The organism is Alphaproteobacteria bacterium (assembly GCA_015231795.1).
In the GTDB taxonomy this organism is placed as follows: domain Bacteria; phylum Pseudomonadota; class Alphaproteobacteria; order Rhodospirillales; family WMHbin7; genus WMHbin7.
This window is the reverse complement of sequence record JADGAX010000009.1, coordinates 95,449-121,597: the sequence shown is the minus strand read 5'-3', so window position 1 is coordinate 121,597 and position 26,149 is coordinate 95,449. Positions and strand designations below refer to the sequence as shown.

The following is a 26,149-nucleotide window of genomic DNA, read 5'->3' as shown; positions in this document are numbered from 1 at the left end:
CAAAAAATGACAAAGGACAGCGTTAGCGCGGGACCACGGATTTGAAAAATCGTGGTGCCATGATTTTGTAGCTGGATTGACGAATTTTTGTGCCACGAACCTGCCTGCCCGCACGTACCGGAAATAAGTGAGAGGGGGGCGAACAAACTGTGCCGGGATCTGCTCGGGAGGGCGCAAGGTCAGTCAGACCGCAAATTAGCTTTGGAACTTGGGCTACAAGTTTTCAGCGTCCCCGAAGATGTTCATGACCAACTGACCGGCCAACGTCGTCGTGCATCCCGCCGATATTCAGGACCTGGACGGCGCGAAGTACGTTCTGACCCAGCGACTACGGCGGCGGTTTCCGTTTATCGAGGTGATCTTCGCAGATGCCGGATATCAAGGCCCGCGCGTCCGCGATGCCGCAAAGAAAGCCGGAACCTGGCAGGTGCAAATCGTCAAACGATCAGAGACCCAAAAGGGCTTCGCGGTCATCGCCAAAAGATGGATCGTCGAGCGCACCTTGGCATGGATCAGCCGCAACAGACGGCTGGCGCGTGACTTCGAGAACTTGGCCAGGACGGCAACCGCTCTCGTGCGCCTCGCCATAATCAAGCTTATGCTAAGACGCTTGGCTTACACATGAACTTCCCGGACGGGCTCTAAGATGCAAGGCAGCTAAACCTAAATCCTGAGAAAGGCCTCAATAATTATGAGGTTGTCTTTCAGCCTGTTTCTTATAATTCGCTATTTTCTTTAAGGTTAATACTTGAGTATATACCCTTCCTTTTAGCTTGCCCCTTGGCGATTGATAGGTAACTAATTAAGGCCACTAGGCATTCGGAGGAAGAACAATGAACCACAAGGTAAGCCGCGCTTTGATTGTTGAAGACGACGTATACATGCGCAAGCTAATCCGCATCGCTGTCGAGATGTGCGGCATCAAGAAGGTCGTTGAAGTTGACAATGGCTCGCTCTTCTTTCGTAGGACAAATCTTGAGCGCCAGGAGAGCGGGGCGATTGCGCAGAACACCTCTGACATCGTCTTTCTGGATTGGTTGATGCCGGATTTTGATGGCATGGCTTGTGCTAGGCGCATCAGATCCGGGGCTGTTAATGGGTTGGATGCCGACGTTCCGATTATCATGCTGACCGGAAATGCCGGAGCGGAGGGAAGGCAGTTGGCCGCCGATGCCGGGGTCAACGTGTTTTTAACCAAGCCCATCAATGTTCAGGAAATATCTGCGGCAATCCGCCAAGTCACATCTTCCGGAACTGGCTAGGCGATTTATCAAACTGCGCCTTGAAGGCATTCGTGAAATTGGTGACGTGGTGCTTATGCCCCCCCTACAGGCGAGGGCGGTAATATCAAGTAAAAGCAATGCGTTGTGAGGAAATGGTGGGCCCGGTAGAAGCGCAAGAATTATGATTTTCAGATGGTTGCAAAAAGGTAAGGGCGGAAATAGGACTCTTTGATGGCTAACGGTTATTTTGCGCTGTGCCCTCACCCGAGGGGAATAACGGAGGGCCATTCAGGCAACTGCAAGGTACGGTTATCTGTGACGGTGTTGCCGACTCCCTTGACGCTATCAATGGCAGGTCAACCTCTCCTCATCTCCTGCTCCGCAGATCATTTAGACATTTGCGTGGATCGCTGGCCACGCAAGCAGAGCGCCTATCCGAATGAGGAAAAGATGTGCCGGGCAAATTGCCACGCATCCCCATTTTCATGGCACCGCAATCTCGCCAAGCAGGTACATTTTCATGTTCCGCTTTCCGCTTTCTCTTAAGACTTTTTCTGGACCACGAATTTTCATCTGGTTTGATTTTGCGGCACCACCGGACGCGCCAAAATGGCGGGCACGTCAATTCGAAGCTGACGTCGCTTTTCATTGAGCCGTGAAAACACCCCTGCATGAGCACGCCGTCGGGCCAAAAAATGGGGCTGGAAGGGGCGTGTGAACGCCTCGTTCCTTTGGTGCGCCTTGTCTCTCTTTTCACTTTTCGTGGTACCACGCATTTTGCAAAAGTCGCGGCACATAAAATCAAGCGACATGCCGCAGAAATCCAATCCCAGCATTTCCCCGCGCCTCTGGCAATTATTGGTTCCAGGCAATCGGCATTCCTTGGTACCAGAGAAAACCGTCTGAATCGCAAATCAGCGGTACCATCGTCCTGCTGAAACAACGAGTCCGGATTTTTGACAAAGACTGGAGATTTCGTTGCTCCAGCAAAGCGGAGAAGTGAGCAGAATCTGCGGCACCAAATTGAAACACCCCCCAGGCGTTCCCGCTAGGCGGCAAACCTTTCGAAATTTATGCCGCAAATTTCCTGATCGCATTTTCGAGAAATGACATTTTCGTCAGAAATTTCATGGCGCATAAGCTGATAACAGGAAATTATCGTGATATCCCAGCACTCAAGACCCGGAATAAGCCCCCAGCCATCAAAGCCGATAGGGCACGCCCCAGCGGTCCTTAATCTTGCCGATCTGCTCGCTTAAACGGATTCGCCCACATCTGACCTGTTTGTCCCGATCCCTGACCCGAAAAATTGTCCCGGTATTGTCACGACAGGCTGCGGACAATGACTATAGAAAAACAATAAAAACAATTAGATATAAGAACTCTCCTTCCATCCCGTTGGGGTCGCCATCGAGACATTTTCTCCTGACACTGAAAAGCGCTTATAGACACCAATGTTGCAGGACAGGTCTTGTCCCGGCATTCGGAGGGAGAAAAGGGCCATGGCGGTTGACGATCCCTATCGACGGGCCGCCCAACTCAAACAGCCAGCGGGAGCGTGCGTGATGAAATGGATGCCAATCAGCTCATTTCCAGTGCCAACGCAAGATGAGGAGAGAAAGCCAGTGCTTGTGTGGGGGGACGGCTGGCCCCTGCCTGATCTGGCTTTTCTGATGGGCGATCAATGGTGGTCGGCCACCAAACACGATGGTTTCGTCTTCGCGAAAATTGAACCGACTCACTGGATGCCGCTGCCATTACCGCCAGTCTCCTGACAGATGCCGGCATCCAGCAGCCGTCCTCCGTCCTACACCCTGTAGCTGGTGTTGGCGCGCGCGTCATCGACCTTGTTGGGAGCGTAGTTCTTCCACTTATCGTGGTAGTAGCGCATCCGCATGTCGCCGTCCGAGGCGCGATTGAAGGTCAGGAAGACGTTGCGGCGAGCCTCTGAACTGGCGTTCGACGGCGAGCCGTGCGGCACATAGGAATCAAAGAAGATAACGTCGCCGGGCTGGCCCTCGATCAGCATGTATTCGTTTTCCGGCTTGTAGGGCGGGTCGTCATGCGTCAGCACCTGCCATTCCGGCCCCATCAATTCCTTTTTGTAATTGCCCGAGGACATGAAGCTGAGCGCCGCATTGCCCTTGTGGTTGGCATCGACCATGATTCCCATGGTGATGAAGAAGTCGGAATAGGCGTTCCAGCCCGCGGCCTGATCTTGGTGCAGCTTATCGGGACGGCAGCCGGGAACCTTGTAATTGACCTTCTCCTTGAACAGCGTGGGCTGCTCTCCAAACATATCGGCCAGGATTGCCTTGGCGCGATCGGTGATGAGAAGGGCTTCTTCGGCAGGGTTCAGGCCGCCGAACAGATTTTCCACGCGCACCAGGATCGGCTCGCCGGTCAGCGGGCTTTTTTCGTAGTACTTGGCCTCTTTTCCTTCTTCCGCCTTGGTGTCTCGCAGGCGATCAAGAAAGGCCGACAGTTTGGCCATTTCAGCCGGGCTGAAAAAGCCTTTGAAAATCAGGAAGCCTTGAGTCTTGAAATTCTGTTTCTGTTCATCCGTCAGAGCCATTTTTTGAACACCCCATGTGACAATTTTGTGGCGATCCTAGCCACTCTCGCTATGGCACACAAACGGAAATCTGCAAGCCATCTGTCCTTCACTTGCCTTCGCCCGTGCCGGACTGAACGAGAATGGATTTTGGACATGACCCGCTAGGTCACTGTTCCGGCCGGAATTAAGCCCCTGAATGTGCAGGCGTCGCCATGATCTCTGTCAACTTTCCGTAACAATAGGCATTTTCCTCGGCTTGATTTTTTGCTAACTAGGGGTCCCAAAGCCGTCTTGTTTAGCATCCCTCTAAATTAAGCCGCTTCAGTTCGAAAGGTCGCACGTCGCATGACCGGCTCCATCAAGCCATCCCAGAGTCCCAAGTCCAAGGCCAAGCGCTTTCGCGAGTTGCTGACCTCGCCGCAATTGACCTTCTTGATGGAGGCCCATAACGGCATGTCTGCCCGCATCGTCGAGGATGCCGGATTCGAGGGAATTTGGGCATCCGGCCTGTCGATTTCGACTGCCCTGGGGGTGCGCGACCGCAACGAAGCCTCCTGGACGCAAGTTCTGGAAGTGCTGGAATTCATGGCCGACGCCACATCGATCCCCATTCTTCTGGATGGCGATACCGGCTATGGCGACTTCAACAACTTTCGCCGCTTGGTCAAGAAATTGTGCCAGCGCGGCGTCGCCGCCGTCTGCATCGAGGACAAGATCTTCCCAAAAACAAATTCGTTTCTCGATGGCGACCAGTCGCTGGCCGACATCAGCGAATTTTCCGGCAAGATCACGGCAGGCAAGGACAGCCAGACGGATCCTGATTTCTCGATCATCGCTAGGCTTGAGGCCTTGATCGCCGGGCGCGGCATGGAAGAAGCGCTGAAGCGCGCCGAGGCCTACCACAAGGCGGGCGCCGACGGCGTGCTGATCCATTCGAAGAAGTCGAATCCAGACGAAATCCTGCACTTCTTAAGAGAATGGGGAAACCGCTGCCCGGTGGTGATCGTGCCCACCATGTATTACCGCACGCCGACCCAGCGTTTCCGCGAGGCGGGCGTTTCGACCATCATCTGGGCCAATCACAATCTGCGCGCATCGCTGGCCGCCATGCGCGAAGTCAGCTTGAAGATCAAGCAAGAGGAAAGTTTGGTCGGCATCGAAGGCGCGGTCGCCAACCTGACAGACGTTTTCGACCTGACGGCGACCCATGAGGTGGCCGAGGCCGAGAAGCGCTATCTGCCCGACAATCGCCGCCGCATCTCATCGGTGATTCTGGCGGCTTCGCGCGGCAAGCAACTGGCGGAGCTGACCGAGGACAGACCCAAATGCATGCTGGACGTGCGCGGCGAGCCGATCTTGAAACGCCTGGTCCGCTCGCTGCATGGCGCCGGTTCCGACGACGTGACAGTGGTTGGCGGCTATAAGCACGAGGCCATCTCGCTTCCCGACATTCGCAAGATCGTCAACGACGGACATGAAACCACCGGCGAACTGTCTTCGCTTGCCTGCGCCGCCGATCGTCTCAATGGTGAATGCATCGTCGCTTACGGCGACATCTTGTTCCGCGACCATGTGTTGGGACTGATGCTGGGGGCCAAGGGCGACATCGTTCTGGTCGCCGATTCCAGCCGCCCCGATCCGGCGCAGCGCCCATCGGCCGATCTGGTCGTTTGCTCTTCGCCCTGCACGCCAGACCATCTGATCCACGACCAGCCGGTCGATCTTCTGGAAATCGGCGAGGACCTGGATTGGCAGAAGGCCCACGGCGAATGGATCGGCTTGGTCCGCCTTAGTCCCAAAGGGGCCGAACTGGTCAAGGCGGAACTGGCGGCCATGAAGGAAACGGGCGAGCTGGATAAGTCCTCGATGGCCAATCTCCTGCACCGACTGATTGCCAGGGGCGCAAAACCGCAAGTCGTCTACACGTCCGGACATTGGCTGGATGTCAACGACGCCTTCGGCTTGGCCCGCGCCCGCAACTTCCTGTAAGCGCTGACCATGATCAAAGCCGCGCAGTTTCTTGCAACGGCCGCCGAGCAGGGCATCGATTTCTATACTGGCGTGCCGTGCTCGTTTCTGACTCCGATGATCAACCGGGTCATCAGCGACCGTTCGATCAGCTATGTGGGAGCAGCCAGCGAGGGCGAAGCCGTGGCCATCGCCGCAGGCGCTTGGCTGGCGGGTCGGCGAACCGTGGTGATGTGCCAGAATTCAGGCCTGGGCAATACCGTCAATCCGCTCACTTCGCTGAACTGGCCTTTTCGCATCCCAACCTTGATGATCGTCACTTGGCGCGGCCAGCCGGGTCTTAAGGATGAGCCGCAGCACGAATTGATGGGGGAAATCACCGCGAGTCTGCTGGACGTCATGCGCGTGCCGCACCTGCCATTTCCTTCCGAACCGGAACAGGTCGAACCAGCCTTGCGTAAGGCCTGGGCCAGCATGGAAGAAAGCGGCCTTCCCTTCGCCTTCATCATGGCCAAGGACAGCGTCGAGGACGAAGCGCTGCACCAAGACAGACCGCAGTCCTTCCCCCTGGGAACCTTCGACGATCTGCAAGGACATGGCGAGCGTGCTTCGCGCGCAGCGCTTCTTGAAAGTCTATTGTCCGCCATCCCCTCAAGCGCCGCGGTGGTCGCTACGACCGGCAAGTGCGGGCGCGAGCTGTTCACGCTGGCCGACCGCGACCAGCATATCTATCAGGTGGGATCGATGGGCGGCGCCAGCGCCATGGGGCTGGGCGTGGCCTTGAATAGCAAGCGGCCAGTCGTGGTTCTGGATGGCGACGGTGCGGCGCTGATGAAGATGGGCAACTTCGCCACCATCGGCGCCTATCGCCCCAAGAACCTGATCCACATCCTTTTCGACAACGGCGTTCATGATTCGACGGGCGGGCAGATGACCGTTTCCGACAGCGTTGATTTTGCAAAGGTCGCCCTGGCTTCGGGTTATGCGGCGGCCACGGCTGTGGACGATGTTGCCGGTTTCGAACGGGCTTTGGCGCTTGCCTTGGCCAAGGATGGGCCTCATCTTGTTCATGCGCGGATTCGGCTAGGCTCGATGGACAAGTTGGGCAGGCCGACCGTGAAGCCGCCCGAGGTGGCGCGCCGCTTCAAAGCGTTTCTCGAAAGCTGAGCCGTCATGAGCCACAATACCTGGATTCACAAGATTTCCCGTCTGGGCGTGCGTCCGCTGGTCAATACGCCGGTCACGCCCAACCAGATCACCACCTTGCGACTGGCCTGTGGCATCGGCGCGGCGGCGCTGGTCGCCAGCGGCGACGCTTCGCTGGCGGCTTGGGGCGGCGGCGTTTTTCTGTTGTCGATGGTCCTTGACCGTGCCGATGGCGAACTGGCCCGCCTGTCCGGCAAAACCAGCCCCTGGGGCCACAAATACGACCTGATCGCCGACAGTCTTTCGAACGCTTTGATCTTCGTGGGATTGGGCATTGGTCTTCGCGATGGATTTTTCGGCGCCTTCGCCGTTCCGATGGGGTTCATGGCGGGTGGCGCCGTCGCCGCGATCTTATGGCTGGTCATGCGGGCCGAAGCGCTTCAGGGTGCTCGCGCCGCCGAAATGCATGGGTCGGGCGGCTTCGATCCCGATGACGGCATGCTGGCCATTCCGATTCTGATCTGGCTTGGCCTGTCGCAGATTCTGCTGGCCCTGGCGGCCATCGGAGCGCCAGCGTTTGCGATATTCTTCTTTCTGAAATTCAGGAAATTCCTGTTCCCCGCCGCAGACGCAAAAGATTGAGCAGCGTCCAAACGGTGTAGACCGTTGCGCCGATTCCGGCGGCGATGAAGAAATATTCCAGCCAGCCGAACCAAGCGACCGGGGCGATCAGATAGACGCCGTCCTCAAGCTCGAATCCGGCGAAAGCGGGATAGCCGATGGCCTCGCCCTCCTCGAACTTGCTGGCCTTGTCGATGCCCAGATTGAGAAAGACGGAAAACACGGCGGAAAAGGTGCCGGCCGCTCCCAACAAAATGGCCCAGCCACCCAGCAATCCTTGTGAAAAGCCGATACCCATCGACAAAAACAAAGCGCCAAAACTGACGCCGCCCGCGACATAGTCCAGATAGTAGCCGAGTTTCGACGTTTTGCCCGTCTGGCGGGCCAGTTCGCCGTCGAAATGGTCAAGGAAGCGCGACAAGGCGAACAAGGTCGCCCCCCAGCCGACCGACGTCGCGTCACCCTTGGCGATCAGCCAAGCGCCGACAAGCGCCATCAGAATATTGAAAATCGTTACATGGTTCGGGTGGATCGGCGTTTTCGTCAATGGCCGAACCAGCACGCGCGCCGCTTTTTGATCCCAGGGGTCGGTTTTCATGGCGGAAAACTGATCTTTGGGGCCATTCCTGTCAAGACTTGTCTTCACGCCGGGCGGCATCTTGTCTAATCTTCGGCCATGAATCACGCATCCGCCTTTCCGCTCGTCCGCCGCCTGTCGTCCTTCGTGACGCCGGTTCTGCTTCGCCTGCCGATCTCGGCCAATCAGGTTACCGCCACAGCGATGATCCTGGGGCTGGCTGGCGCCTGGTGCCTAGCCATCAACGCCCAGATCATCGCCGCCCTGCTGCTGATCGGCGCCTACATTCTCGACAATTGCGACGGAGAGGTGGCAAGGAGCAAGAACCAGTGTTCCGAGTTCGGCAAGCGGTTCGATTCTTTCGTCGACTGGATCGTGCATGCCGCCTTCTTTCTTGCCCTGGGTTACGGCGTGTCGGCGCAAAGCCAGTCGGACATCTGGGCTTGGTTCGGCTATGCCGCCGCCGCTGGCAGCTCGATCAATTATTTTATCGGGCAATATCTTGAGACCGTCGATGCCAGATCGGCCAAGGACAAGCCGCCCGAGCCGTCTTCTCAGCCAGAAGGGTTCTTCCAATGGACGGTGTTTGTCTTTCGCGAATTGAGCCGAGCGGATTTCTGCTTTCTGGTGCTGATGCTGGCCTTGGTTGACGGCCTTTGGTTCTTGCTTCCGGCGGGCGCCATCGGCGCGCAGGTATATTGGGCTTTGCAATTTCTGTCATTCGCCCGCCGCTTTCACGTCTGATCCAGTCATGAGGCTATTAAAGCTCCTGTATATTCTTCTGGGGGTCGGGCTTCTCGTCGCGGTGGTTCTTCAGACGGATATCGGCGAAGTCTGGTCGATGGTTCTGAAGGTGGGCGCGCCCGGCTTTCTTGCCATTCTGCTTTTATATCTCGCGGCCTTCGCCATCGACGCCTTCACCTTCCATATGGCGTTGGTTGAAATCCCGCTGTCCTTCGCCTGGTTCAAGCGCATCTTCAATATTCGCCTGGTGGGCGAGATGTTCAATGCCGTCCTGCCCGCCGGCGGCATGGGCGGCGAACCCGTGAAGGCCCTGATCTTGAAGCGGCGGTTTGGCATCGGGCTTAAAGCGGGGACCGCTTCGCTGGTGCTGGGAAAAACCGTCAATATGATCGCCCTGGTGCTGTTCCTCGCCATCGGCTTTGCCTTCATGGTGCAGTCCGAGAAACTGCCGGTCGTTTACAAGTCTGTGGGTGGCGCGGGGCTTGGCGTTTTTGCTCTTTCCATTCTTGCTTTCTTTTTGATCCAGCGGGTCAGAATGACCTCGCGGATATCGAAGCGCCTGTCGGTCCTGCCTGGCGGACACAAGATTGCCCATCGCATCGTGCAAATCCAGGAATTCGACGACATGCTGGTGCGCTTCTACACCAAGCACCGAGCCAGATTCCTGGCCGCCATCGGTCTGGCCTTCGTCAATTGGCTGCTGGGCATTCTGGAAGTCTGGGCAATTTCCTGGCTGCTTGGCCAACCCGTCAGCATGACCGATGCCTGGATCATCGAGGCGGCGATCCAGCTTGTCCGCAGCGCGATTTTCATCATGCCCGCTTCGCTGGGCGTGCAGGAAGGAACGTTCCTGCTGCTTTATGCCGCCATCGCCGGTTCCGCGGATCTTGGATTGGCCGTCGCTCTGGTGCGCCGGGCGCGCGAATTATGCTGGTTGGGTTGGGGGGGGCTGGTCGGTCTCGTCTATCTGAAGAGTTCCGAAAAGCAGCAATAAAGCCACCTCAAGGTCTTCCGTCGGCAACGCCCATTTCCGCCATCGACTGTTTGACCGCTCCAACCGCCGCTTCCATGTCCTTGGCGCTCAGCCTGCCGATACATCCCATTCTGAAACTGTCGGCCACCGTCAGCTTGCCGGGATAGATCAGAAAGCCGCGCCGGGCCATCGCCTGATAGAAGGCCTGAAAATCGAAGGCAGGATCGGCAGGCATGCGGAAGGTGACGATGATCGGCGCTTGAACTTCGTCGGCCAGCAGCGTTTGGAAACCCAGGGCGCGCATGCCCAAGACGAGCATATCCAAATTTTCCCGGTAGCGCCCCCCACGGCCCTTGACCCCGCCTTCGGCGTCGAATTCGTCTAAAGCCTGGGACAAGGCCGCAATCACATGGGTCGGCGGCGTGAAACGCCATTGCCCATTTGTCTCGAATCCCTTCCATTGATCGTGAAGATCGAGCGACAGGGAATGGGAATTGCCGGCGGCGGCTTCCAACTCGCTCCTTCTAGCAATCACGAAGCCAAGGCCGGGGGCGCCCTCCAGACACTTGTTGCTGGAGGCGGCCAGGGCGAGAAAGCCTGTCGTTTCGGCATCGATGGGAAGGGCGCCGAAAGCGCTCATGGCATCGACCAGCAAAGCGCGGCCATGACGCCTTGCGACGGCGGCAACCTCTTCGACCGGGTTCAGGATGCCGGACGTGGTCTCGCACTGAACGATGGCGACATGGGTGACGCCGACATCCCTTTCAAGACGCTCATCCAGCATCACTGGCGATACGGCTTCATCCTCGGCCCATTCCATGAAAGCGACCGAACGGCCAAGCACCTGGGCGATCTTCACCATGCGACGCCCGTAGGCGCCGTTCACCAGAACCAACAGCTTGCCGCCGTCTCTAGGCAGAAGCGTTCCAATCATCGCCTCGACGGCGAAGGTGCCGCTGCCCTGCACCGGCACGGTGGCATAACCGGCTTCGCCCCCTGCGATGGCGCAAAGACGCTCAAGAATCCGCGCGTTCATGGCGATGAAGCCGGGATCGCGCGACCCCCAGTCGCGCAGCATGGCCGCTTTGACCGTCGCGGAAGTGGTAAGCGGACCCGGCGTCAGAAGCAGGGGGACCTTGTCCATGGTCGGCAATCCTTGAAGCCTGTGAGCAAAGCGGCCCTGACATAGCACGATTCGGCTTGAGAGGACCATGGGGCGACATTAAACTGTAACTTGATATTTCAAGGAAGGGAACAAATGCGCGCGATCATGCTGGCCGCCGGTATCGGCAAAAGACTGTTCGGCGGGGATGAAACGGCGCCGCCAAAGGTGCTGCTGGAATTCGAGGGCATGACGCTGTTGGAGCGCCATCTGTCGATCTTGAGAAATCTCGGCGTGAGCGACCTGACCATGGTGGTCGGCTACCGACAGGGACTGCTGCGCGAAGCGGTTGCCCGGCTGGGCGCTTCAAATTTCGTGCGCTTCGTCGAGAACCCCAATTTCCTAAAGGGGCCGATCCTGTCGCTGTGGCTGGCGCGCGACGTGCTGGATGGAAGTGACGATGTGCTGTTCATGGATGCCGACGTCCTCTATCCGCCCTTGATGATGCAAAGACTGGCTGGACGGAAGGGAACCGTCTTTTTGCTGGACCGCGACTACACGCCGGGCGACGAGCCGGTAAAACTGTGCCTGAAATCCGGGCGGATCGTCGAATTCGGCAAGGTCTTGCCCGCTGACCTAGACTATGACGCCATCGGCGAGTGGCCGGGATTCGCCAAGTTCGGTTCCGCCGACGGGCCGCGGCTGGTGGAATCTCTTCGCCCCTACATAGAACGGGGCGACCTGCACCTTGCCTATGAACCCGCGATGCGCGACCTTATGCTGGCCGAGCCTGAGATTTTCTCGATTGAAGACATTTCCGGGACGCCCTGGATTGAAATCGACTTCCCCGAAGACATCGAACGCGCCAGAAACACAATATTGCCCAGCATCAGCTTGGGCGTTTAGAGCGGATCGTCTGAAGCCGACGCCGTCACGGTCCCGCGAAGAAACGCCATCCAACCACCGAGCGGCGCAGTTGCGGCTTTAAGGCTAAAATACCATATTCCCGCCAACATAACGTCATGGTGCGGGGATAGTTTTGCTCTCCATAGTTTCCCAACAAGGGTACAGGAGAGGTTCCATGAAAATTCGCCCGCTCATCGCCGTCGCAGCGCTCAGCATGAGTCTGACCGGCTGCCTGATTGATCCCGCCTTGCTCAGCGGGCTTAACAGCTATCAGCAGCCAGCCAGCTCCTATGGATACGGGTACCAACCGCCCTCATCCTACGCCTACCAGCCGCCAAGCAGTCTTTACCCGGCCAGGAGTTATGGCCCCATATACGGCAATGCCAGACATGAGCGGCCCCAGCACGAGAGATCCCATGACGGGAAATTCGCCCGCCACCAGAACCATCGCTAAATTGGCGTGCGATCAAGCGTTGGCGGTCCTATTCGCCGTGGGAAAGAAGGCCGCTAACGTTTGTTGACGCAGGAAGACAGGTCTTCATTGCCAGTGTTTAGGCTGTCGATCATGTCGCTTAAGGCGGCGCGAACCCTGGACCAGCTCTCATGGCGATGCGCCGACTGGGCTGACCTGACATAGCCAAGCGCCTCGCGGAAATATCCAAGCGAGCCAGAGCAACCGGCAATGCCTTCCACAACCCTCATCTTGTCGTTGATGGCTTCGCCAATATAAGCAATCTCCTGATACTGCGACTGTCGGCCCGCCAGATTCTGGGCATCGGCGACTCTTTGCTTTAGCCGATTGTCGATTTTCGTCAGTTCGGAAAACGTCTCGTTGCGAGCCGCGCTCCTTTCCCAATCTTCAATCGCACTCATGAGATCGCGTCTTTCCTCTTCGTCCGGCGGAAGTTTTTCCATGTAGGCGCGAAGGCCCCGCGGATCACGATTGTTGATGGCCGTGAATTTGCTTTTGCCGTATTTCTCATAGGCCATCCAATAATCATCCTTGCTATTGGGCGCCCCGGCTGGTTGCACCTTGCGCCAGCGCTCATAGGCCTGCTGGCGCTTTTCAAACCGGTTGGGTTCAGGTTGCGCAGTCTCTGGCGGCGCAGCTTCGCCAAGGCATTTCTTCTGGATGCAGGCAAAATCACAGCCTGAATTGGTCAAGGACACAATCTCCTGGCTCGTGCAGGCGGCGCTGGCTGGTGTCGCCAATATCCACAACCCCGACGCAATGGCTATGACATTCAGCAAACGTTTCATGATTTCCCCGATATGATGACGATGGCCGATGGCAGGTTCAGCACTTAGGTCTGGGGTTCACCCTTAAGGCTAGGGTGAGTTTGCTGGTCGCAATCCCAGTTCCACCGTCTTTCATCGCGAAAACGATTTTAATCGTGCCGTATGAAGGCGTGCCGATGTGGAAATCGCCGTTCTCCATTTTTCTTGGCGCAACCTCGAGCGGCTGCCACGGCCCTTGCTTGTCAGCGCTCGGGTCGGATGAGGTTTGCATTGCATCAGCCACTTCCCACTGGTGGCCAGCCATCGCAGGCGGCAGACGGGCGAAAAAGGAACTGTAGCCATCAACCGAGGCCTTGCTGGCGTCTACGTCGCCCTCCACGACCATAACCTTCGGAACGAACACGTATGGCGCCAGCACCTTCACGATGATCGGCATGGGGATCAATCTTTTGCTCGGCCCATAGGCGGGCGATCCCTTCTGCGGCAGATAGGCCAGATGGAAACTGCTTTGGCCTTCCGCCTTTCCAGACACAAAAAGGGTGATCACATTTCCATCTCGCGTCCCACGCAGGGACATATATTCGTTTTCGACTGGCTTGAGAATGTCGTTCCAATTCCGCTCCGTGGAATGTCTGATTTCCCATTTGTCGTCTGGAGACAAGAAGCCAAGCCTGACATATCCGCTTTTGCCTGCCTGCAATTTTAGAAGCGGACTGATGTGCGTGAAAGACACATTCAGAAGATGCTCTTGATTGACAAGCTTGGAACTGGGAGCGAACGCAGGCTCGCCCGGATTGAGATCGGCATTGCCGCCACAGGCATAGGAGGGCGTCGCCAAGGCCGCCAAGCCAAGAAGGGACAGAGCAAAAAGATCTCGCTTCATGACTTAGTGACCCGCATCATTTTCACGGCTTCCCATGTATCTGGACTCCGATCCAGCAATGGTGCGAGATCTTCGTAGAACGCCTTTAATTGCTCTTTGGAAAAGTCTTTTGGGTGATCCCACGCGCCATAGTCGCGAGGCCGGAAGCCGTGCGCCAGAAGGAATGCGTCACAATCCTTATTGGAACCCTTCGGCCCCATATACCAATGCACCTCGCCACTTGACATGATGCGCATCGGGACATAGGTGGCCTCTTCGGGGGTCTTATCGGCGGGCTTGCCGCTCTCGATTCCGTCGGTCACCTGAAAGATGAAATGTCCTGGGGTTGCCAGAGCGATCAAGCCCCCGATCAGGGCAACTTCCTTGCCATCGTCATTTGTCGTTGTGATGGTGATGTGGTTTGCTTCTCGCGCAATTTTCGCCGGGGCGCTCATCGGCGTGCCCAGAACATAAACGCCATCGGCAAGAGGATAGCTGTATTCGCTGGTGGCGAAGTAGGTGCTTTTACTTTCCAGCACCAGGGGTACGCAGCCCGCCAGACTAACCGCCAATAGCGCCAATGTCGCACATAAACGTTTTTTCATGCTCAGTCCTCGTCAACAAGATTGAGGGCGCGAAAGAATGTCGAGGTTCCCACCCCGTCCGGGTCGTTCCAATATTCGTTGTAATCGGCGCGCCTTTCCGTCAAGGCGTCGCGCAAAGCGATGTCGAAGGGTTTGTCGTTTGCCATGGCGGCGGTTTTAAGCGCCAGCTTGACCCCGTCGATGGCCGCCCTGGCCAGTTTGGCGCGCCCAAACTCGCCGCCTTTCTCAAGGCCCGTTGCGTAACGCGACTCTTCGCGCAGGATCTTGTTCAACGCCACGGTCAATCCTTGTTGCGTCATTTGCATCGCACCTTCATTTGCCAAGCGTGATTTCGACCCGGCCGTTCAATTTTCCGCCCGCCTCTTGCGACAAGGGGCGCATGCGGCCCATGGTGACGACTGAAAGTCGGGAGGGCGATATGCCGTTGGCCGTCATATAGGCCAGCACGCTGTTGGCGCGCTTCTCGCCAATAGCTAGGTTGTATTCATCGCTTCCAGATTCGTCGGCATGACCTTCAAGTTTCGCCATGCGTTCCGGATGGGCCTGCAGCCAGGCGATCGCCTTGTCGAGACAGCCTGTTGCGTCTTTGCCAAGATGGAATGCGCCGACGGCAAAGGGAACGACTGCGCCACGATCAAGATTGGCCGACCGAATATAGCTGCCGGTATCGAGATTCATTTTTTCTTCGATACTGCTCTGGCTCTGGCCGCATGACGGCAAGATATCCTGGCTGGCTTCAGCGGTCATGGGCGCCACAGCGGCAACAAGGGCCGCGAACAGCATCAGACAAAACCGCATGATTCGTCCCCTTATGCAACTATGGTTGACGACAAATATCATGGCGCTGGCCCGTAATGCGCGCCAGCGATGGCCAGCGCTTGCTCAAACGCGCCGCGCTCGACTTTCAATTGCCTGCCGGTTCGCACCGCAGGCAAGTCACCCTTGGCGATGGAGCGACGAACAACCACGACATCGACGCCGAGCCTTGCCGCCACCTCGTCCAGCGTCATTAGATTGTCGCGATCAGACGATGGACTGCCCTTCTTGGCATGGATGAAATGCAGCAGGCGCTGGATCATGGCTGGTTCTCGCAGTCCATGCGGCTGAACAGAACCGTGCCGTCGGCAAGGAAGCTGCCGACCGTTGCCGTTTTTCCGCCGGGATGGATGGTGGCCAGCCTATCGACCCGCTCGCCCAGCCGCCCATCTTGTGGCTTGGCGTCAAAGGCGAACGACATTCCACCATCCTGGGCTTTGACCAATGCGACGCGGGCGCCGTAGCATCCTTCGCCAGCGCAATATGTAATCTCCCGGCTTTTGATATCGACCGTCAGCGCACTGTGCTGGGCTTGGCTCTCGCAGCCCGTTGGGCGACATTCGACTTCGCTTGCCGATTTGCAAGACAGAGAGGCGGCAATGACGGGCGCTGCAAACAAGGCATTAGACGAAAGCGCCAGCACAAAAATCGCAAAAGCTCTTAGATGGAGGACGCGCGCATATTTTTCCATGTCAGCACATTGCCGTGGGAGTAACATCAAGCAGCAGCGTTACCGTTTCTGCAGAATATTGCCCGTCACTTCCTTTCTGGACGAAGACGATGCGAGCGGATTGTCCTTGCGCCGACGTCATGAAATGCCCCTCCTCGCCCTGGCGCCGGGAAACGTCAATGGGCAGCCATTTGTCGCCGTTGCTGGTGTCCCATTCCTGATAAACGGCTTCCTTGACCTCCCAGCGATGGCCGGGCGCAAGCGGCTTCTTCAAGTGGATGAGAAATGTGCTGTGATTGTCGACGCGGCCCCTGAAGGTCTCGCCCTCGACTCTTAGCGTCTGCGGCTCGGGCGGCGACGGGGGAGGGGAGACGTAAAGGCGAAAGTGCAAGTCTTGCGGCGCGCCGCTCGCTGGCACATAGCGCAGGGGGATGTTCGTCGCCCCTTCCTTCTTGGCCGATACGCGCAGAACCAACCCGCCATCCCGCTTCTGATCGTTGCCCGTCGGCGTGAACCGCCATTTCGCCAACTCGTCTTCACCCTCAGAGATCGCTTCCCAGCGGTCGCCCGTCTCGGATGGCTGCAGGCGGATGAAGCCCGCGCCCTGCGCAGGCAGATGGCCAAAGAGTTTCCAGATCAGACCCTTCTCACCGGTTTCACTGTTGGAAAAGGCCAAGGGAATGGCGGGATGTCCGTGGCCCATGTCGATCTCTCGGTAGCCGCAGGCCCAGGCCGAACTGGCGGATGCCAACAAGGAGGCTCCAACAAGAAAGGATGCGACGCGCAGGGACATCTGAACTCCTCCTCGGCCGGGATCGAGGGGGCGCTCATTGGCCCAAATGCGAAAGCAGGCCGGACCGCTTGCTCCCCTCCCCTGATGGATGCCATCATGCGACAACAATCATGTCAACATTATGGATTGACTTAAGGGGGCACCGAAAACCGCAGTCATATTTTTGCCCCACTCTGTCCGCTTAATTCAACCTCCAGTTCGCACCCCAATTTCTAACGCGGCACGCAAGTTCAGGAGACACCCGCATGACAATCAACCGCCGCAAGGCGCTGGCCCTTGGGTTGGGCATGATGCTGTCCTTCCCCGCTTTGGCGTCAGAGACAGCGCCAGAGAATGAGGTGCTGAACGCCTTGTCCCAAGCGCCCTGGATCGGCGATGGGCCGCGAAGCAAGCGCTATGTCTATGTGGTGTACGCGCCTTGGTGTCCGGTCTGCAAACTTCTTTACCAGAGAACCAGAGAGGGGCGCTTGGACATACAGCTTAGATGGGTCGCCAGCGGCAGCCGCAACGACCGGGCGATCAACCAGAATCTCAATGCCGTCTCCAGCCGGTCGCTTGGAATGCTGGCGCGCATCTTCCTTCAACCGGACGCCGAGATCGAAGACCTGCAACAGAACACCCAGGCGCTGATGGCGCTGGCCCTGTCCGAGGCAACCGTCAAGACGATCGCTCCCAAAATAAACCTGACCGGCTATCCAACCCTGATTTTTGTCGATCGCAAGGGGGCCTTGCAGGTGATCGCGGGCGTGCCGAGAGACTTGGAAGGCGTTTTTGCGCAAGTGGGTGCGATTTGATTGACGCAATGGTTCATGCTGGCGGGAGACATGCTTGATAAGCCGTAGAATCGCAATCGCCTATGCCGTCTCGCCGGGAGCGACGGCACTTGCCATTTTTCTTCTGTTCGCCTGGGATTCCTTGGGCGGCGCCCTTCTTTTTGCATTCATCGGCGCCATCGTCAGCTATGGCGTGGCCCTGACGTTTGGAATTGCCTGTCATATCCTGCTGATCAAACTGAACGCCCGAAAGTTGGTCTGGTATCTCCTTGCAGGATTCGTCATTGGGACTGTCGTGCCGACATATTTGTTTTTGTTCATGGATGAATCGCTTGAGCAAGCCCAAGACTATTTCCAGTACGAGCCGCATCTTTTAGGAGCCGCCGCCTTGTCCTTCGGACCGCTGGGCGTTTTGAACGCCCTTGCGTTCTGGCTTATCGCCAGGCCCGACCGACAAGCGCGAAACGACTGTCAAGGATAGCAGCTATCCATGAACAGCAGTTCCCCGCTAGGCTTCACCCAAGTATGCTTGGGCACCCATTTCTTGGCCTCGGGATGGACCCATGTGTACTTGGCCCAGGCGCCGTCGGGACCGGATTTCCCGGCCTTGACCATCTCTTGAATAATCAGGATGCCATCCGTGTCCTTAAGCATCGGCAAATCGGTGTTGTCTATAAATTTTGGATTGACGGTATGAGTTTTAAAGATGCCGTCCATGGTCGAGACGACGACATAATGCCCGTTATTTACCCAACCGGGATTCCCCTTGTCCATGAAATCGGCAAAGGCTTTTTCCTGACCAACGGCCTTGTAATGACTGATCGCCTTGTCCACCAGCAACTGCGCCGTCCAGCATTCGCCTTCGGCGGCGCGGACCGTGCTCGCCCCGAACGTCAACCCGCAGGCAACCAACGCCGCCATCATGATTACAGTCTTCAAGACGATCTCCTTTTGTTGATGAAAAATTTTGACTACTTGCCTAGTTCCTCACGCAGGGTTTCCAACTCGAGCCAGCGTTCCTCCGCCGCCTCCAATTCCGTGCGGGCAAGGTCGAGGCGGGCGACGGCGGCTTCGAAGCCGGTACGGTCGCGGGCGAACAGGCCAGGATCGGCCAGCAGGCCTTCCAGCCGTGCAATCTCGCCAGCCAGGGCGTCAAGGCGGGCGGGCAGCTCGTCCAGCTCTCGGGTTTGCTTGTAGCTAAGACGCGACGGCGCCGCTTTGGGCCGAACCGGCGCAACCGAACGGACCGGCTCGCGCTTGGCCGGTGCTGGATCGGCCACGGGGCGCTGGCGCAGATAATCGGAATAGCCACCCGCATATTCGCTGACATCGCCGCCGCCTTCGACGGCGATGACGCTGGTAACCAGGCGGTCGAGAAAATCGCGATCATGGCTGACCACCAGAAGCGTGCCCTCGTATTCGGCCAGCATTTCCTCGAGCATGTCGAGCGTGTCCATGTCCAGATCGTTGGTGGGTTCGTCCAAGATCAGCAGGTTGGAGGGCTTGGCCAACAGCTTGGCCAGCAGCAGACGGTTGCGCTCGCCGCCCGACAGAGCCTTGACCGGCGTGCGGGCCTGGGCCTCCGAAAACAGAAAGTCCTTCATGTAGCCGATCACATGCCGAGGCTGGCCGCGCACCCAGACGCTGTCGCCGCGCCCTTCGGTCAACGTGTCCCAGACGCTGCGCTCGGGATCGAGAAGTTCGCGCCGCTGGTCGAAATAAGCTGGCTCCAGATTGGTGCCTAGGCGCACGCTGCCGGAATCGGGTTCCAACTCGCCGGTCAGCAGCCGCAGCAGCGTGGTCTTGCCAGCGCCGTTGGGTCCCACAAAGCCGATGCGGTCGCCGCGCATGATGCGGGTGGAAAAGCCGTTGGCGATCACAGCGCCCTCGAACTGTTTGCTGATCGCATCGGCTTCGATCACCAAACGACCGGACAGCTCGCCCGCATCGGCGCCCAGCTTGGCTGAACGACCCGCATCCGTCTTGGCCTTCAGCAACTCGCCGCGATCCTTGCGCAGGCCCTGCAACGCGCGCAGCCGCCCCATATTGCGCTTGCGCCTTGCCGTGACGCCGCGCGCCAGCCAGTGCAACTCCTGGCGCAGCTTGGTGTTCATGCGGGCCATCTCGGCCTCTTCGGCGGCATAGGTCTCTTCCTGCCAAGCGGGGAAGGCGGCGAAGCCCTGTTCGGAACGGCGCACCTGGCCGCGCTCCAGCCACAGGGTTTGGCGCGACACCGTTTCCAGAAAGCGGCGATCATGGCTGATCGCCACCAGCGCGCCCGCAAAGGCGCTTAATGTTTGCTCGAGCCATAGAATGGTCGGCAGGTCCATATGGTTGGTGGGTTCGTCCAGCAGCAAGACGTCGGGGTCGCACACCAGGGCGCGGGCCAGCGCCGCCCGGCGGCCCTCGCCGCCCGACAGCAGCGCGGGATCGCGCGCCCCGTCCAGCTTAAGGGCGTCCAGGACCGCTTCGACCCGGTAATGCTGGTCTTGCTCGGTCGCGGGCAGTCCAGCGGCGACATAGGCCGCGACGCTGGGGCCGACCAGGGCGGGGTCTTGCGCCAAAGTGGCGATGCGCGTGCCGGGCTGGACGAAACATTCGCCGGAATCGGGCAGAATCTCGCCAGCCAGTATCTTGAGCAGGGTGGACTTGCCCGAGCCGTTGCGGCCAACCAGACAGGTCTTGTCGCCGCGTCCCACCCAGGTGGTGACGCCCTCGAACAGGGGGGAGCCGCCGAAGGTAAGGCGGACGTCGCGCAGGGCCAGAAGCGGAGGTGATGCCATGCGCATCAACTACACCGGCGACCGTTTTGGTTCAAGAGAACTCGCAACCGCTAAACTTGCCGATCATTGAGCAAGCTCAAGGCCGAAATGCGAGCGGAGCGTTCTAATGTCGATCCGTTCTACCTTCTCAGGCTAGATTTTGAGGCGAAGATGAGCTTTCCCGACTTTTTCGATCTGGCTCCGCAAATCACCATGTACGATCCCTTGAGCGAATTTCTGGGGGCCAGCGAAGGCGGACTGATCACCTATGGCTATGCCGACGCAGTCAAATTGGCGGGCCATTCCTGCCCAACCGTTGCAGGCACATGGCTGATGCTGGCGCGTGGGCTTGAACGCCTCTACCCGAATTCGCCGCCCGAACGCGGCATGATCCGTGTCGCCTTTCCAAGCCCTGCCAATAGCGGGGTAACGGGCGTCATGGCGGCGGTGGCCACATTGTTAACCGGCGCTACGCAAGACAGCGGCTTTAAGGGGTTAGGCGGGCGGTTCGACCGGCGCGGATTGCTGGACTTCTCGCAATCATTCGACGGCGTCATGGCAATGGAACGCTGCGACGATCGGGCGCGCGTCATCCTGACGCTTGACACATCCGTCCTGCCCGCCGACCCCGACATGGGGCGATTGATGGGGCTTTGCCTGTCCGGCCAAGGGAACAAAGAGGACCAAAAGCGGTTCGCCGACATCTGGCAGAACCGGGTGCGCCATATGTTGACGCAGTTGGCAAACGACACGCGTTTGGTGCGTCTGACGTCGTCATGACGCAGGCGCTCAGCTTGCGACGACCCGCTCGGGCGGCAAATGCAGCGTCACCGTGGTTCCCTTGTTCACTTCGCTTTGAATGTCCAGCCTGCCGCCATGCAGCTTGATGAAGGTTTCGGAGAGCGGCAAGCCCAACCCGGTTCCGGCATGCTGGCGCTGCATTCTGTTTTCCACTTGCCCGAAGGGGGTCATCACCCGCTCGAGGTCTTCGGCGGCGATGCCGATCCCCGTGTCCGAGAAGGCGATCGCCAAGCCGCCATCCGCCTCGCGAACCGCCCTCACCGCGATAACGCCGCCCGACGGGGTGAATTTGGCGGCATTGTACAGCAGGTTGAGAAAGGCCTGTTCCAGAATGCGCCTGTCCGCACGGACATGCGGCAAGCCATCGTCCAACAAGATATCCAGCGTCAGTTCCTGCCTGCGCACCTGATCGCCCACCAAGCGGGCGACGCTATGAATGGCGTCGGCAAGTTCGAACTCTTCCTCATACAGGTCAAGCCTTCCCGATTCCACGCGCGAGATGTCAAGAATGTCGTTGATGATCCTGAGCAGATGGTGCGCGGCATGGTGGATGTCGTCCAGATATTCACGATACTTGTCGCAATCGAAGGGGCCGAACATCTTGTGGCGCATCACGTCGGCAAAACCGATGATGGCGTTCAGGGGCGTTCGCAGCTCGTGGCTCATATTTGACAGAAAGCGGCTTTTGGCGACGTTCGACGCCTCGGCGTTTTCCTTGGCCTGAAGCAAATCTTCCTCGATGCGCTTGCGCTCCTCGATTTCGCGCTGCAGGCTTTGCGTCCGCTCCTCCACCATCAGTTCGAGCTTGGCTTCGCGCATTCTGGCGTCTTCGATCAAGCGCTGGGTTTGCTTGCGCAAGAAGCGGTTGCGCAACAGCGCCCTGATCCGTCCTTTCAGAATCGCCATGTCGGTGGATTTGCCGACAAAGTCGTCGGCCCCCGATTCAAGGGCGCGGATGGCGTTGTCGCGCGATTCGAAAGCGCTCATCATCAAGATGACGATGGGCGGATCTTCCGGCCTGTTCAGCTTGACCAGCTCCTGGCAAACCGTCGTGCCGTCCATGGCTGGCATGATCAGATCGACCAGCACGCATTCATAGCTGTTTTGCTTGGCTAATTCGATGCCCTTGGGTCCATCCTCGGCGGCATCGATCGTATAGCCTTCGTCGGCCAGCGTTGCCCTTAAATATTCCAGATAGGTCGGACTGTCGTCGATCACCAGCAGATGCGCCTGGTGGAACATAGGCTCGGCGGGGCGCAGCAGCATTTCCGGCTGCGCCGAACGGCGCAACACGCCATGCACCCTTAGGATCAGCATGTTGAAATCGTCGGACTTGGCGACGTAATCGTCGGCGCCGCTGTCCAGGCCCGCGACCTGCGAATCAGCCGTAGCGTCGGATGTCAGCATGATGATGGGCAGGCTTTGCGTCGCTACATTCAAGCGAATGCGGCGGCACAGTTCGACGCCGCTGGCGCCCGGCAGGTGATAATCGACGATCATCAGATCGGGCAGCATCAGGTTCAGAGCTTCCAGCGCCTGCTCCGCTGAATTGACGCAGATGGAATCGAATCCTTCCTGCTCCAGCGCATATTGCAGCCGGATGGCTTGGGTTGGTGAATCTTCGACGACCATGATGCGCTTGCTCATGGCTTGCCTCCAGCGCGCGACCTGTTGATGAGATCATGAATTCGCGGGGCGATGGCGTCCAGCGGTAAAAGCGCGCTCACTGCGCCCAGTTGCGCCGCGGCGTCTGGCATGCCGTAGACGACGGCGGTCGAACGATCCTCGGCCAGCGTGTAGGCGCCCGCCTTTCGCATGGCCAGCAAGCCGTCGGCTCCATCATCGCCCATGCCGGTCAGCACGACCCCGATCCCCCTTTTGCCCAGGTCTTGCGCCATCGACTTGAACAGCACGGTCCCGGAGGGCCGCTGGCCTGAAACTTGCGGCCCCTTGGACAGTCGCAGATGGCCGTCTTGCAGAACCAGATGATGATCGGCGGGCGGCGCGTAAACGGTTCCGGGCTGCGGGCGTTCGCCGTCCTGGGCGATGCGGGCGGGCAAAGGCCCCGTTTCGCCCAGCCAACTGACGAAGCCGGGCAGAAAACTATCGGTCATGTGCTGCACCAGCAAGACGGGCAGCGGAAAATTCTTGCCAAGTCCGGTCAGAACCTGGCTGACGGCGCTGGGTCCGCCGGTCGATGCGGCAATGCCCAGAATCAAGGGCGGCGGCGTTTGCTTTGCGCCCTCTAGCGCCGGCATGGCGGTTGCGTCCGACGGCCCATCCAAACCCGCCCCGAAGTGAAGGCCGCGCCTGCGCGCCTGCTTGAGCACGCGCACCTCGCTCATGATGACGAACTGCCGACAAAGATTCTCCGCCATCGCCTGATAATCTTCATGCGACAGGCCGACGGGCTTTTCGACCACGGTCAGGGCGCCCGCTTTCAACGCGTTCATGGCGATGTTCAGCTCTTCGCATTCGACGTTCGCCGACACAACCACGATCGGCGTGGGATTCGTCGCCATGATTTCGAGCGTGGCATCCAGGCCGTTCATGCCGGGCAGGCGGATATCGAGTGAGATGACGTCGGGCTTCAGCCGCTCCAGCGACTGAATGGCCTCCTCGGCGCTGGCAACGGCGCCCGCCACTTCCAGGCGCGAATCCTGGCTGATGATGTGGCACAGCAACTCGCGCACGACAGCCGAGTCCTCGACGACCAGAACCTTGATTTTCTTGTTCCCCCCCATGCGCCCCTACAATATCTGACGGATGGTTTCCAGAAGCTCGGTCTGATCGAACTTCTGTTTGACGAGATAGGCGGCGGCGCCCAACTCCAGGCCGCGCTCGATATCCTCGTTTCGTTTAAGCGATGTCACCATGATGACGGGAATGTGCGCCAGCTTCTTGTCGCTCTTCAGTTCCTTCAGCAGGGCGAATCCGTCGATCCTGGGCATTTCCACGTCGCTGACCACCAGATCGACCGGGCTGGCCCGCAGCTGGATCAGCGCGTCCAGCCCATCGACGGCCACGCGCACCTTGTAGCCATGCGCCTCAAGGATGCTCTTTTCCAAAGTCCGAGTGGTGATGGAATCGTCGGCCACCAGAATGACCGGGGCCGATTCCTCAGCCGCGCGTTCTTCGGTCATCAACGCCGGGGCGGCGTCCGATTCGTCAAGCTGCGCGATCATCTCATAGGCGTTGAGCACCACCACCACGCTGCCGTCCGGCCTTAGGATGGCGCCCGTCACCACGCTGCCATGCGGCAGAGAGAAACCCACATCCTTGACCACGGCCTCGCAAACCTCGCTGAGCGCGTCGACGGCCAGGGCAATCGTTCCTTGCGGCGTGTCGATGATGGCCGCCAGGAAATTGCCTTCGCTGAGCTTAATGCCGCTTTGCCCAAGTCCCAGCAGATCGTCCAGCCCGCGAACGGGAACTTGGCGTTCGTCGATCAGAACCAGCGAACGCCCTTCCACCTGCTTGACGTCGCTGGCGGCGATGCGGCACAGACGGCTGACCGCCTCGGCGGCCAGGGCGTAAGTTTGGTTCTGGCATTCAAGCAGCAGCAGGCGCTGACTGGATACCGACAGGGGCACAGTCAGCAAAAAGCGCGTGCCGGGCCCTTCCTTGGGCTGCCACTGCGCGTGGCCGCTCAGACGGGCCGCCACTTCATGCACGACCGACATGCCCATGCCGCGCCCGGCGATATCGCCCACTTCCTTCGCCGTGGAAAAGCCCGGCATGAAGATCAGGCGCGATAAGTCGCCGTCGCTGGTTTCCTCAGCCTCTTGAGGACCGATCAAACCCCTGTCGACGGCCTGATCCTTGATGCGCTGCAGGTTAAGCCCGCGTCCATCGTCTTCAATCGTCACCAACAGAAATAGCCCTTCGACCAAGAAGGACAGAGAAAGCCGCCCGGTCGCCGGTTTGCCCGCCTTCACGCGTTCCTCCGGCGGTTCGATGCCGTGCGCCAGGGCGTTGCGCAGCAAATGCATCACCGGATCGCGCAGAGCTTCCAACACCTGGCGGTCGGCCTCGACGTCGAAACCCTGGGTCCTGAAGTCGATTTCCATGCCCAGATCGCGCGCCAGATCGCGCACCATCTTGCGAAAGCCCGCGAAGACGCTTTCGGCTGGAATCAAACGAACCTGGCGGATGTCTCGGCGAAGCTCGCCCGCCATCTGTTCGACCGTCCATGCGCTTTTGTGCTGTTGATTGCGGACCTGGGAAATCTCGGCCCCCAGCCAGCGCAGATGCTTGTCGATCCTTTCGGCCTGGCGTTCGATGGCGCGGTTGCGCACTTGGCGTTCGTGGCGATGGCGCAAATCCGGCGTCACCGCCTGCAAATTGCGCCAAGCGCGATCCAATTCACCCAGCACATCTTCGAACTGGCGCAAGCGTTTGGCCACCATCGACTGATCGGCCGCCCCACTGGCCAAGGCGCCCGCCGACAGCAAAAGACGATCCAGGGATTTGGCGCGCACCTTGATCGGCTCGTCTCCGGCCTTGGCGGGGGCAGATTTCGGAGGCGGCCTTTGAATGGCCTTGCCCGCCGCATAGGGTTCACTGGCCTTGATCGGTTCGGATGGCACCGCCCTCGCTTCGGATTGAGCCAAGGGCGCAGCCGCGCCATCGCCGTCCAGCGCCTTGTCGGCAAGGGCCAGGGCGGCATCGGCATCGGGCAAGTCCTTGCCCGCATCGAAGGCCGCCATCCAATCTTCGACCGTATCGACCAGACGCCCGGCCAGAACGCGCATGTCCGATGAAAAGGCTCGACTGCCCGAACGTATCTGCGCCAGCATCGTTTCAAGCCGATGCGCCAAGGCCTCGATGGGACGCAGATCGGTCGCCCTGGCCGCCCCTTTCAGGCTATGGGCGTGGCGGAACACTTCGTCCATTTCGGGGCGCGCAAGTTCGCCTTCGTCACGCATCACGAAGTGGCTGCGGATATGTTCCAAATGCTCCCGGCATTCGATCCGGAAAGCGTTAAGAAGGCGTTCGTGCAGATCCATTC

General features: G+C 58.9%; 29 protein-coding genes and 1 pseudogene. 14 read left to right on the top strand and 16 right to left on the bottom strand.

The window, feature by feature from the left end:
• The first annotated feature begins 262 nt into the window (after positions 1 to 262).
• The 4 genes and pseudogenes from HQL44_15780 (at position 263) to HQL44_15765 (ending at position 2,998) form a co-directional block, all read left to right on the top strand.
• Positions 263 to 625, top strand: a pseudogene (locus tag HQL44_15780) (transposase).
• A gap of 208 nt (positions 626 to 833) precedes the next feature.
• Entirely contained in the window at positions 834 to 1,262 is a 429-nt protein-coding gene (locus HQL44_15775) for a response regulator (protein ID MBF0270043.1), read from the top strand.
• 632 nt (positions 1,263 to 1,894) lie between these two features.
• Positions 1,895 to 2,161: a hypothetical protein gene (locus HQL44_15770; protein MBF0270042.1), complete on the top strand. Its 267-nt coding sequence runs from the start codon at positions 1,895 to 1,897 to the stop codon at positions 2,159 to 2,161.
• A gap of 564 nt (positions 2,162 to 2,725) precedes the next feature.
• Positions 2,726 to 2,998 carry a hypothetical protein gene (locus HQL44_15765; GenBank protein ID MBF0270041.1) on the top strand — a complete coding sequence of 91 codons (273 nt, stop codon included), beginning with the start codon at positions 2,726 to 2,728 and terminating at the stop codon, positions 2,996 to 2,998.
• A gap of 32 nt (positions 2,999 to 3,030) precedes the next feature.
• Here the strand turns inward: HQL44_15765 and HQL44_15760 are convergent, their stop codons facing one another.
• Entirely contained in the window at positions 3,031 to 3,798 is a 768-nt protein-coding gene (locus HQL44_15760) for a phytanoyl-CoA dioxygenase family protein (GenBank protein MBF0270040.1), read from the bottom strand.
• 327 nt (positions 3,799 to 4,125) lie between these two features.
• On the opposite strand from HQL44_15760, the gene aepX reads away from it, so the two are divergent.
• The 3 genes from aepX to HQL44_15745 are packed head-to-tail and all read left to right on the top strand — an operon-like array spanning position 4,126 to position 7,536.
• Positions 4,126 to 5,769, top strand: coding sequence for a phosphoenolpyruvate mutase (gene aepX, locus HQL44_15755; GenBank protein ID MBF0270039.1), 1,644 nt, complete (start codon positions 4,126 to 4,128; stop codon positions 5,767 to 5,769).
• Between the two features lie 9 nt (positions 5,770 to 5,778).
• Positions 5,779 to 6,915, top strand: coding sequence for a phosphonopyruvate decarboxylase (gene aepY / locus HQL44_15750; protein MBF0270038.1), 1,137 nt, complete (start codon positions 5,779 to 5,781; stop codon positions 6,913 to 6,915).
• Positions 6,916 to 6,921: 6 nt separating this feature from the next.
• A complete protein-coding gene (locus HQL44_15745; GenBank protein MBF0270037.1) occupies positions 6,922 to 7,536 on the top strand; it encodes a CDP-alcohol phosphatidyltransferase family protein in 615 nt (204 codons plus the stop codon).
• On the opposite strand, the gene HQL44_15740 is transcribed toward HQL44_15745, so the two are convergent.
• The gene (locus HQL44_15740; protein MBF0270036.1) at positions 7,496 to 8,113 is read right to left on the bottom strand and encodes a CDP-alcohol phosphatidyltransferase family protein; all 618 of its coding nucleotides are present in this window, start codon (positions 8,111 to 8,113) and stop codon (positions 7,496 to 7,498) included. The genes HQL44_15745 and HQL44_15740 overlap by 41 nt on opposite strands.
• A gap of 78 nt (positions 8,114 to 8,191) precedes the next feature.
• Here HQL44_15740 and HQL44_15735 point away from each other — a divergent pair, with 78 nt between their 5' ends.
• Both HQL44_15735 and HQL44_15730 read left to right on the top strand, forming a co-directional pair.
• Entirely contained in the window at positions 8,192 to 8,836 is a 645-nt protein-coding gene (locus HQL44_15735; GenBank protein MBF0270035.1) for a CDP-alcohol phosphatidyltransferase family protein, read from the top strand.
• 7 nt (positions 8,837 to 8,843) lie between these two features.
• The gene (locus tag HQL44_15730) at positions 8,844 to 9,830 is read left to right on the top strand and encodes a flippase-like domain-containing protein (GenBank protein MBF0270034.1); all 987 of its coding nucleotides are present in this window, start codon (positions 8,844 to 8,846) and stop codon (positions 9,828 to 9,830) included.
• Positions 9,831 to 9,837: 7 nt separating this feature from the next.
• Here the strand turns inward: HQL44_15730 and HQL44_15725 are convergent, their stop codons facing one another.
• Entirely contained in the window at positions 9,838 to 10,953 is a 1,116-nt protein-coding gene (locus HQL44_15725; GenBank protein ID MBF0270033.1) for a 2-aminoethylphosphonate--pyruvate transaminase, read from the bottom strand.
• Positions 10,954 to 11,067: 114 nt separating this feature from the next.
• Between HQL44_15725 and HQL44_15720 the strand changes: the two genes are divergently transcribed.
• Together HQL44_15720 and HQL44_15715 are read left to right on the top strand one after the other, a co-directional pair.
• Positions 11,068 to 11,817 (top strand): phosphocholine cytidylyltransferase family protein, encoded by a 750-nt coding sequence (locus HQL44_15720; protein MBF0270032.1) that lies wholly within the window; start codon positions 11,068 to 11,070, stop codon positions 11,815 to 11,817.
• 175 nt (positions 11,818 to 11,992) lie between these two features.
• Positions 11,993 to 12,271 carry a hypothetical protein gene (locus HQL44_15715; protein ID MBF0270031.1) on the top strand — a complete coding sequence of 93 codons (279 nt, stop codon included), beginning with the start codon at positions 11,993 to 11,995 and terminating at the stop codon, positions 12,269 to 12,271.
• A 53-nt stretch (positions 12,272 to 12,324) separates the two neighbouring features.
• On the opposite strand, the gene HQL44_15710 is transcribed toward HQL44_15715, so the two are convergent.
• The 8 genes from HQL44_15710 to HQL44_15675 form a co-directional block, all read right to left on the bottom strand.
• Positions 12,325 to 13,077 carry a hypothetical protein gene (locus tag HQL44_15710; GenBank protein ID MBF0270030.1) on the bottom strand — a complete coding sequence of 251 codons (753 nt, stop codon included), beginning with the start codon at positions 13,075 to 13,077 and terminating at the stop codon, positions 12,325 to 12,327.
• 37 nt (positions 13,078 to 13,114) lie between these two features.
• Positions 13,115 to 13,939 (bottom strand): hypothetical protein, encoded by an 825-nt coding sequence (locus HQL44_15705; protein ID MBF0270029.1) that lies wholly within the window; start codon positions 13,937 to 13,939, stop codon positions 13,115 to 13,117.
• Positions 13,936 to 14,523 carry a hypothetical protein gene (locus HQL44_15700; GenBank protein MBF0270028.1) on the bottom strand — a complete coding sequence of 196 codons (588 nt, stop codon included), beginning with the start codon at positions 14,521 to 14,523 and terminating at the stop codon, positions 13,936 to 13,938. Before HQL44_15700 ends, HQL44_15705 begins: the two co-directional genes overlap by 4 nt.
• Before the next feature lie 2 nt (positions 14,524 to 14,525).
• Positions 14,526 to 14,822 (bottom strand): hypothetical protein, encoded by a 297-nt coding sequence (locus HQL44_15695; protein ID MBF0270027.1) that lies wholly within the window; start codon positions 14,820 to 14,822, stop codon positions 14,526 to 14,528.
• A gap of 13 nt (positions 14,823 to 14,835) precedes the next feature.
• The gene (locus HQL44_15690; protein MBF0270026.1) at positions 14,836 to 15,321 is read right to left on the bottom strand and encodes an OmpA family protein; all 486 of its coding nucleotides are present in this window, start codon (positions 15,319 to 15,321) and stop codon (positions 14,836 to 14,838) included.
• Positions 15,322 to 15,359: 38 nt separating this feature from the next.
• On the bottom strand, positions 15,360 to 15,602 hold the full coding sequence (locus HQL44_15685) for an excisionase family DNA-binding protein (GenBank protein ID MBF0270025.1): 243 nt from the start codon (positions 15,600 to 15,602) through the stop codon (positions 15,360 to 15,362).
• A complete protein-coding gene (locus HQL44_15680) occupies positions 15,599 to 15,760 on the bottom strand; it encodes a hypothetical protein (protein MBF0270024.1) in 162 nt (53 codons plus the stop codon). Before HQL44_15680 ends, HQL44_15685 begins: the two co-directional genes overlap by 4 nt.
• Positions 15,761 to 16,031: 271 nt before the next feature.
• Positions 16,032 to 16,802, bottom strand: coding sequence for a hypothetical protein (locus HQL44_15675; protein ID MBF0270023.1), 771 nt, complete (start codon positions 16,800 to 16,802; stop codon positions 16,032 to 16,034).
• Between the two features lie 245 nt (positions 16,803 to 17,047).
• On the opposite strand from HQL44_15675, the gene HQL44_15670 reads away from it, so the two are divergent.
• Positions 17,048 to 17,596 (top strand): thioredoxin fold domain-containing protein, encoded by a 549-nt coding sequence (locus HQL44_15670; protein MBF0270022.1) that lies wholly within the window; start codon positions 17,048 to 17,050, stop codon positions 17,594 to 17,596.
• A gap of 34 nt (positions 17,597 to 17,630) precedes the next feature.
• Positions 17,631 to 18,056 carry a hypothetical protein gene (locus tag HQL44_15665; GenBank protein ID MBF0270021.1) on the top strand — a complete coding sequence of 142 codons (426 nt, stop codon included), beginning with the start codon at positions 17,631 to 17,633 and terminating at the stop codon, positions 18,054 to 18,056.
• Here HQL44_15665 and HQL44_15660 read toward each other — a convergent pair.
• Complete coding sequence (locus HQL44_15660; GenBank protein ID MBF0270020.1) at positions 18,047 to 18,499, bottom strand: cache domain-containing protein; 453 nt, start codon at positions 18,497 to 18,499, stop codon at positions 18,047 to 18,049. The genes HQL44_15665 and HQL44_15660 overlap by 10 nt on opposite strands.
• 47 nt (positions 18,500 to 18,546) lie before the next feature.
• Positions 18,547 to 20,358: an ATP-binding cassette domain-containing protein gene (locus HQL44_15655; GenBank protein ID MBF0270019.1), complete on the bottom strand. Its 1,812-nt coding sequence runs from the start codon at positions 20,356 to 20,358 to the stop codon at positions 18,547 to 18,549.
• 150 nt (positions 20,359 to 20,508) lie between these two features.
• Between HQL44_15655 and HQL44_15650 the strand changes: the two genes are divergently transcribed.
• Positions 20,509 to 21,117, top strand: coding sequence for a hypothetical protein (locus tag HQL44_15650; GenBank protein MBF0270018.1), 609 nt, complete (start codon positions 20,509 to 20,511; stop codon positions 21,115 to 21,117).
• 9 nt (positions 21,118 to 21,126) lie between these two features.
• Here HQL44_15650 and HQL44_15645 read toward each other — a convergent pair whose 3' ends face one another.
• Genes HQL44_15645 through HQL44_15635 form a run of 3 tightly spaced genes read right to left on the bottom strand, consistent with a single transcriptional unit; the run spans position 21,127 to position 26,147 of the window.
• Positions 21,127 to 22,785, bottom strand: coding sequence for a response regulator (locus HQL44_15645; protein MBF0270017.1), 1,659 nt, complete (start codon positions 22,783 to 22,785; stop codon positions 21,127 to 21,129).
• Positions 22,782 to 23,882 carry a chemotaxis-specific protein-glutamate methyltransferase CheB gene (gene cheB / locus HQL44_15640; protein MBF0270016.1) on the bottom strand — a complete coding sequence of 367 codons (1,101 nt, stop codon included), beginning with the start codon at positions 23,880 to 23,882 and terminating at the stop codon, positions 22,782 to 22,784. Before cheB ends, HQL44_15645 begins: the two co-directional genes overlap by 4 nt.
• A 6-nt stretch (positions 23,883 to 23,888) precedes the next feature.
• Complete coding sequence (locus HQL44_15635; protein ID MBF0270015.1) at positions 23,889 to 26,147, bottom strand: response regulator; 2,259 nt, start codon at positions 26,145 to 26,147, stop codon at positions 23,889 to 23,891.
• Positions 26,148 to 26,149 lie beyond the last annotated feature (2 nt).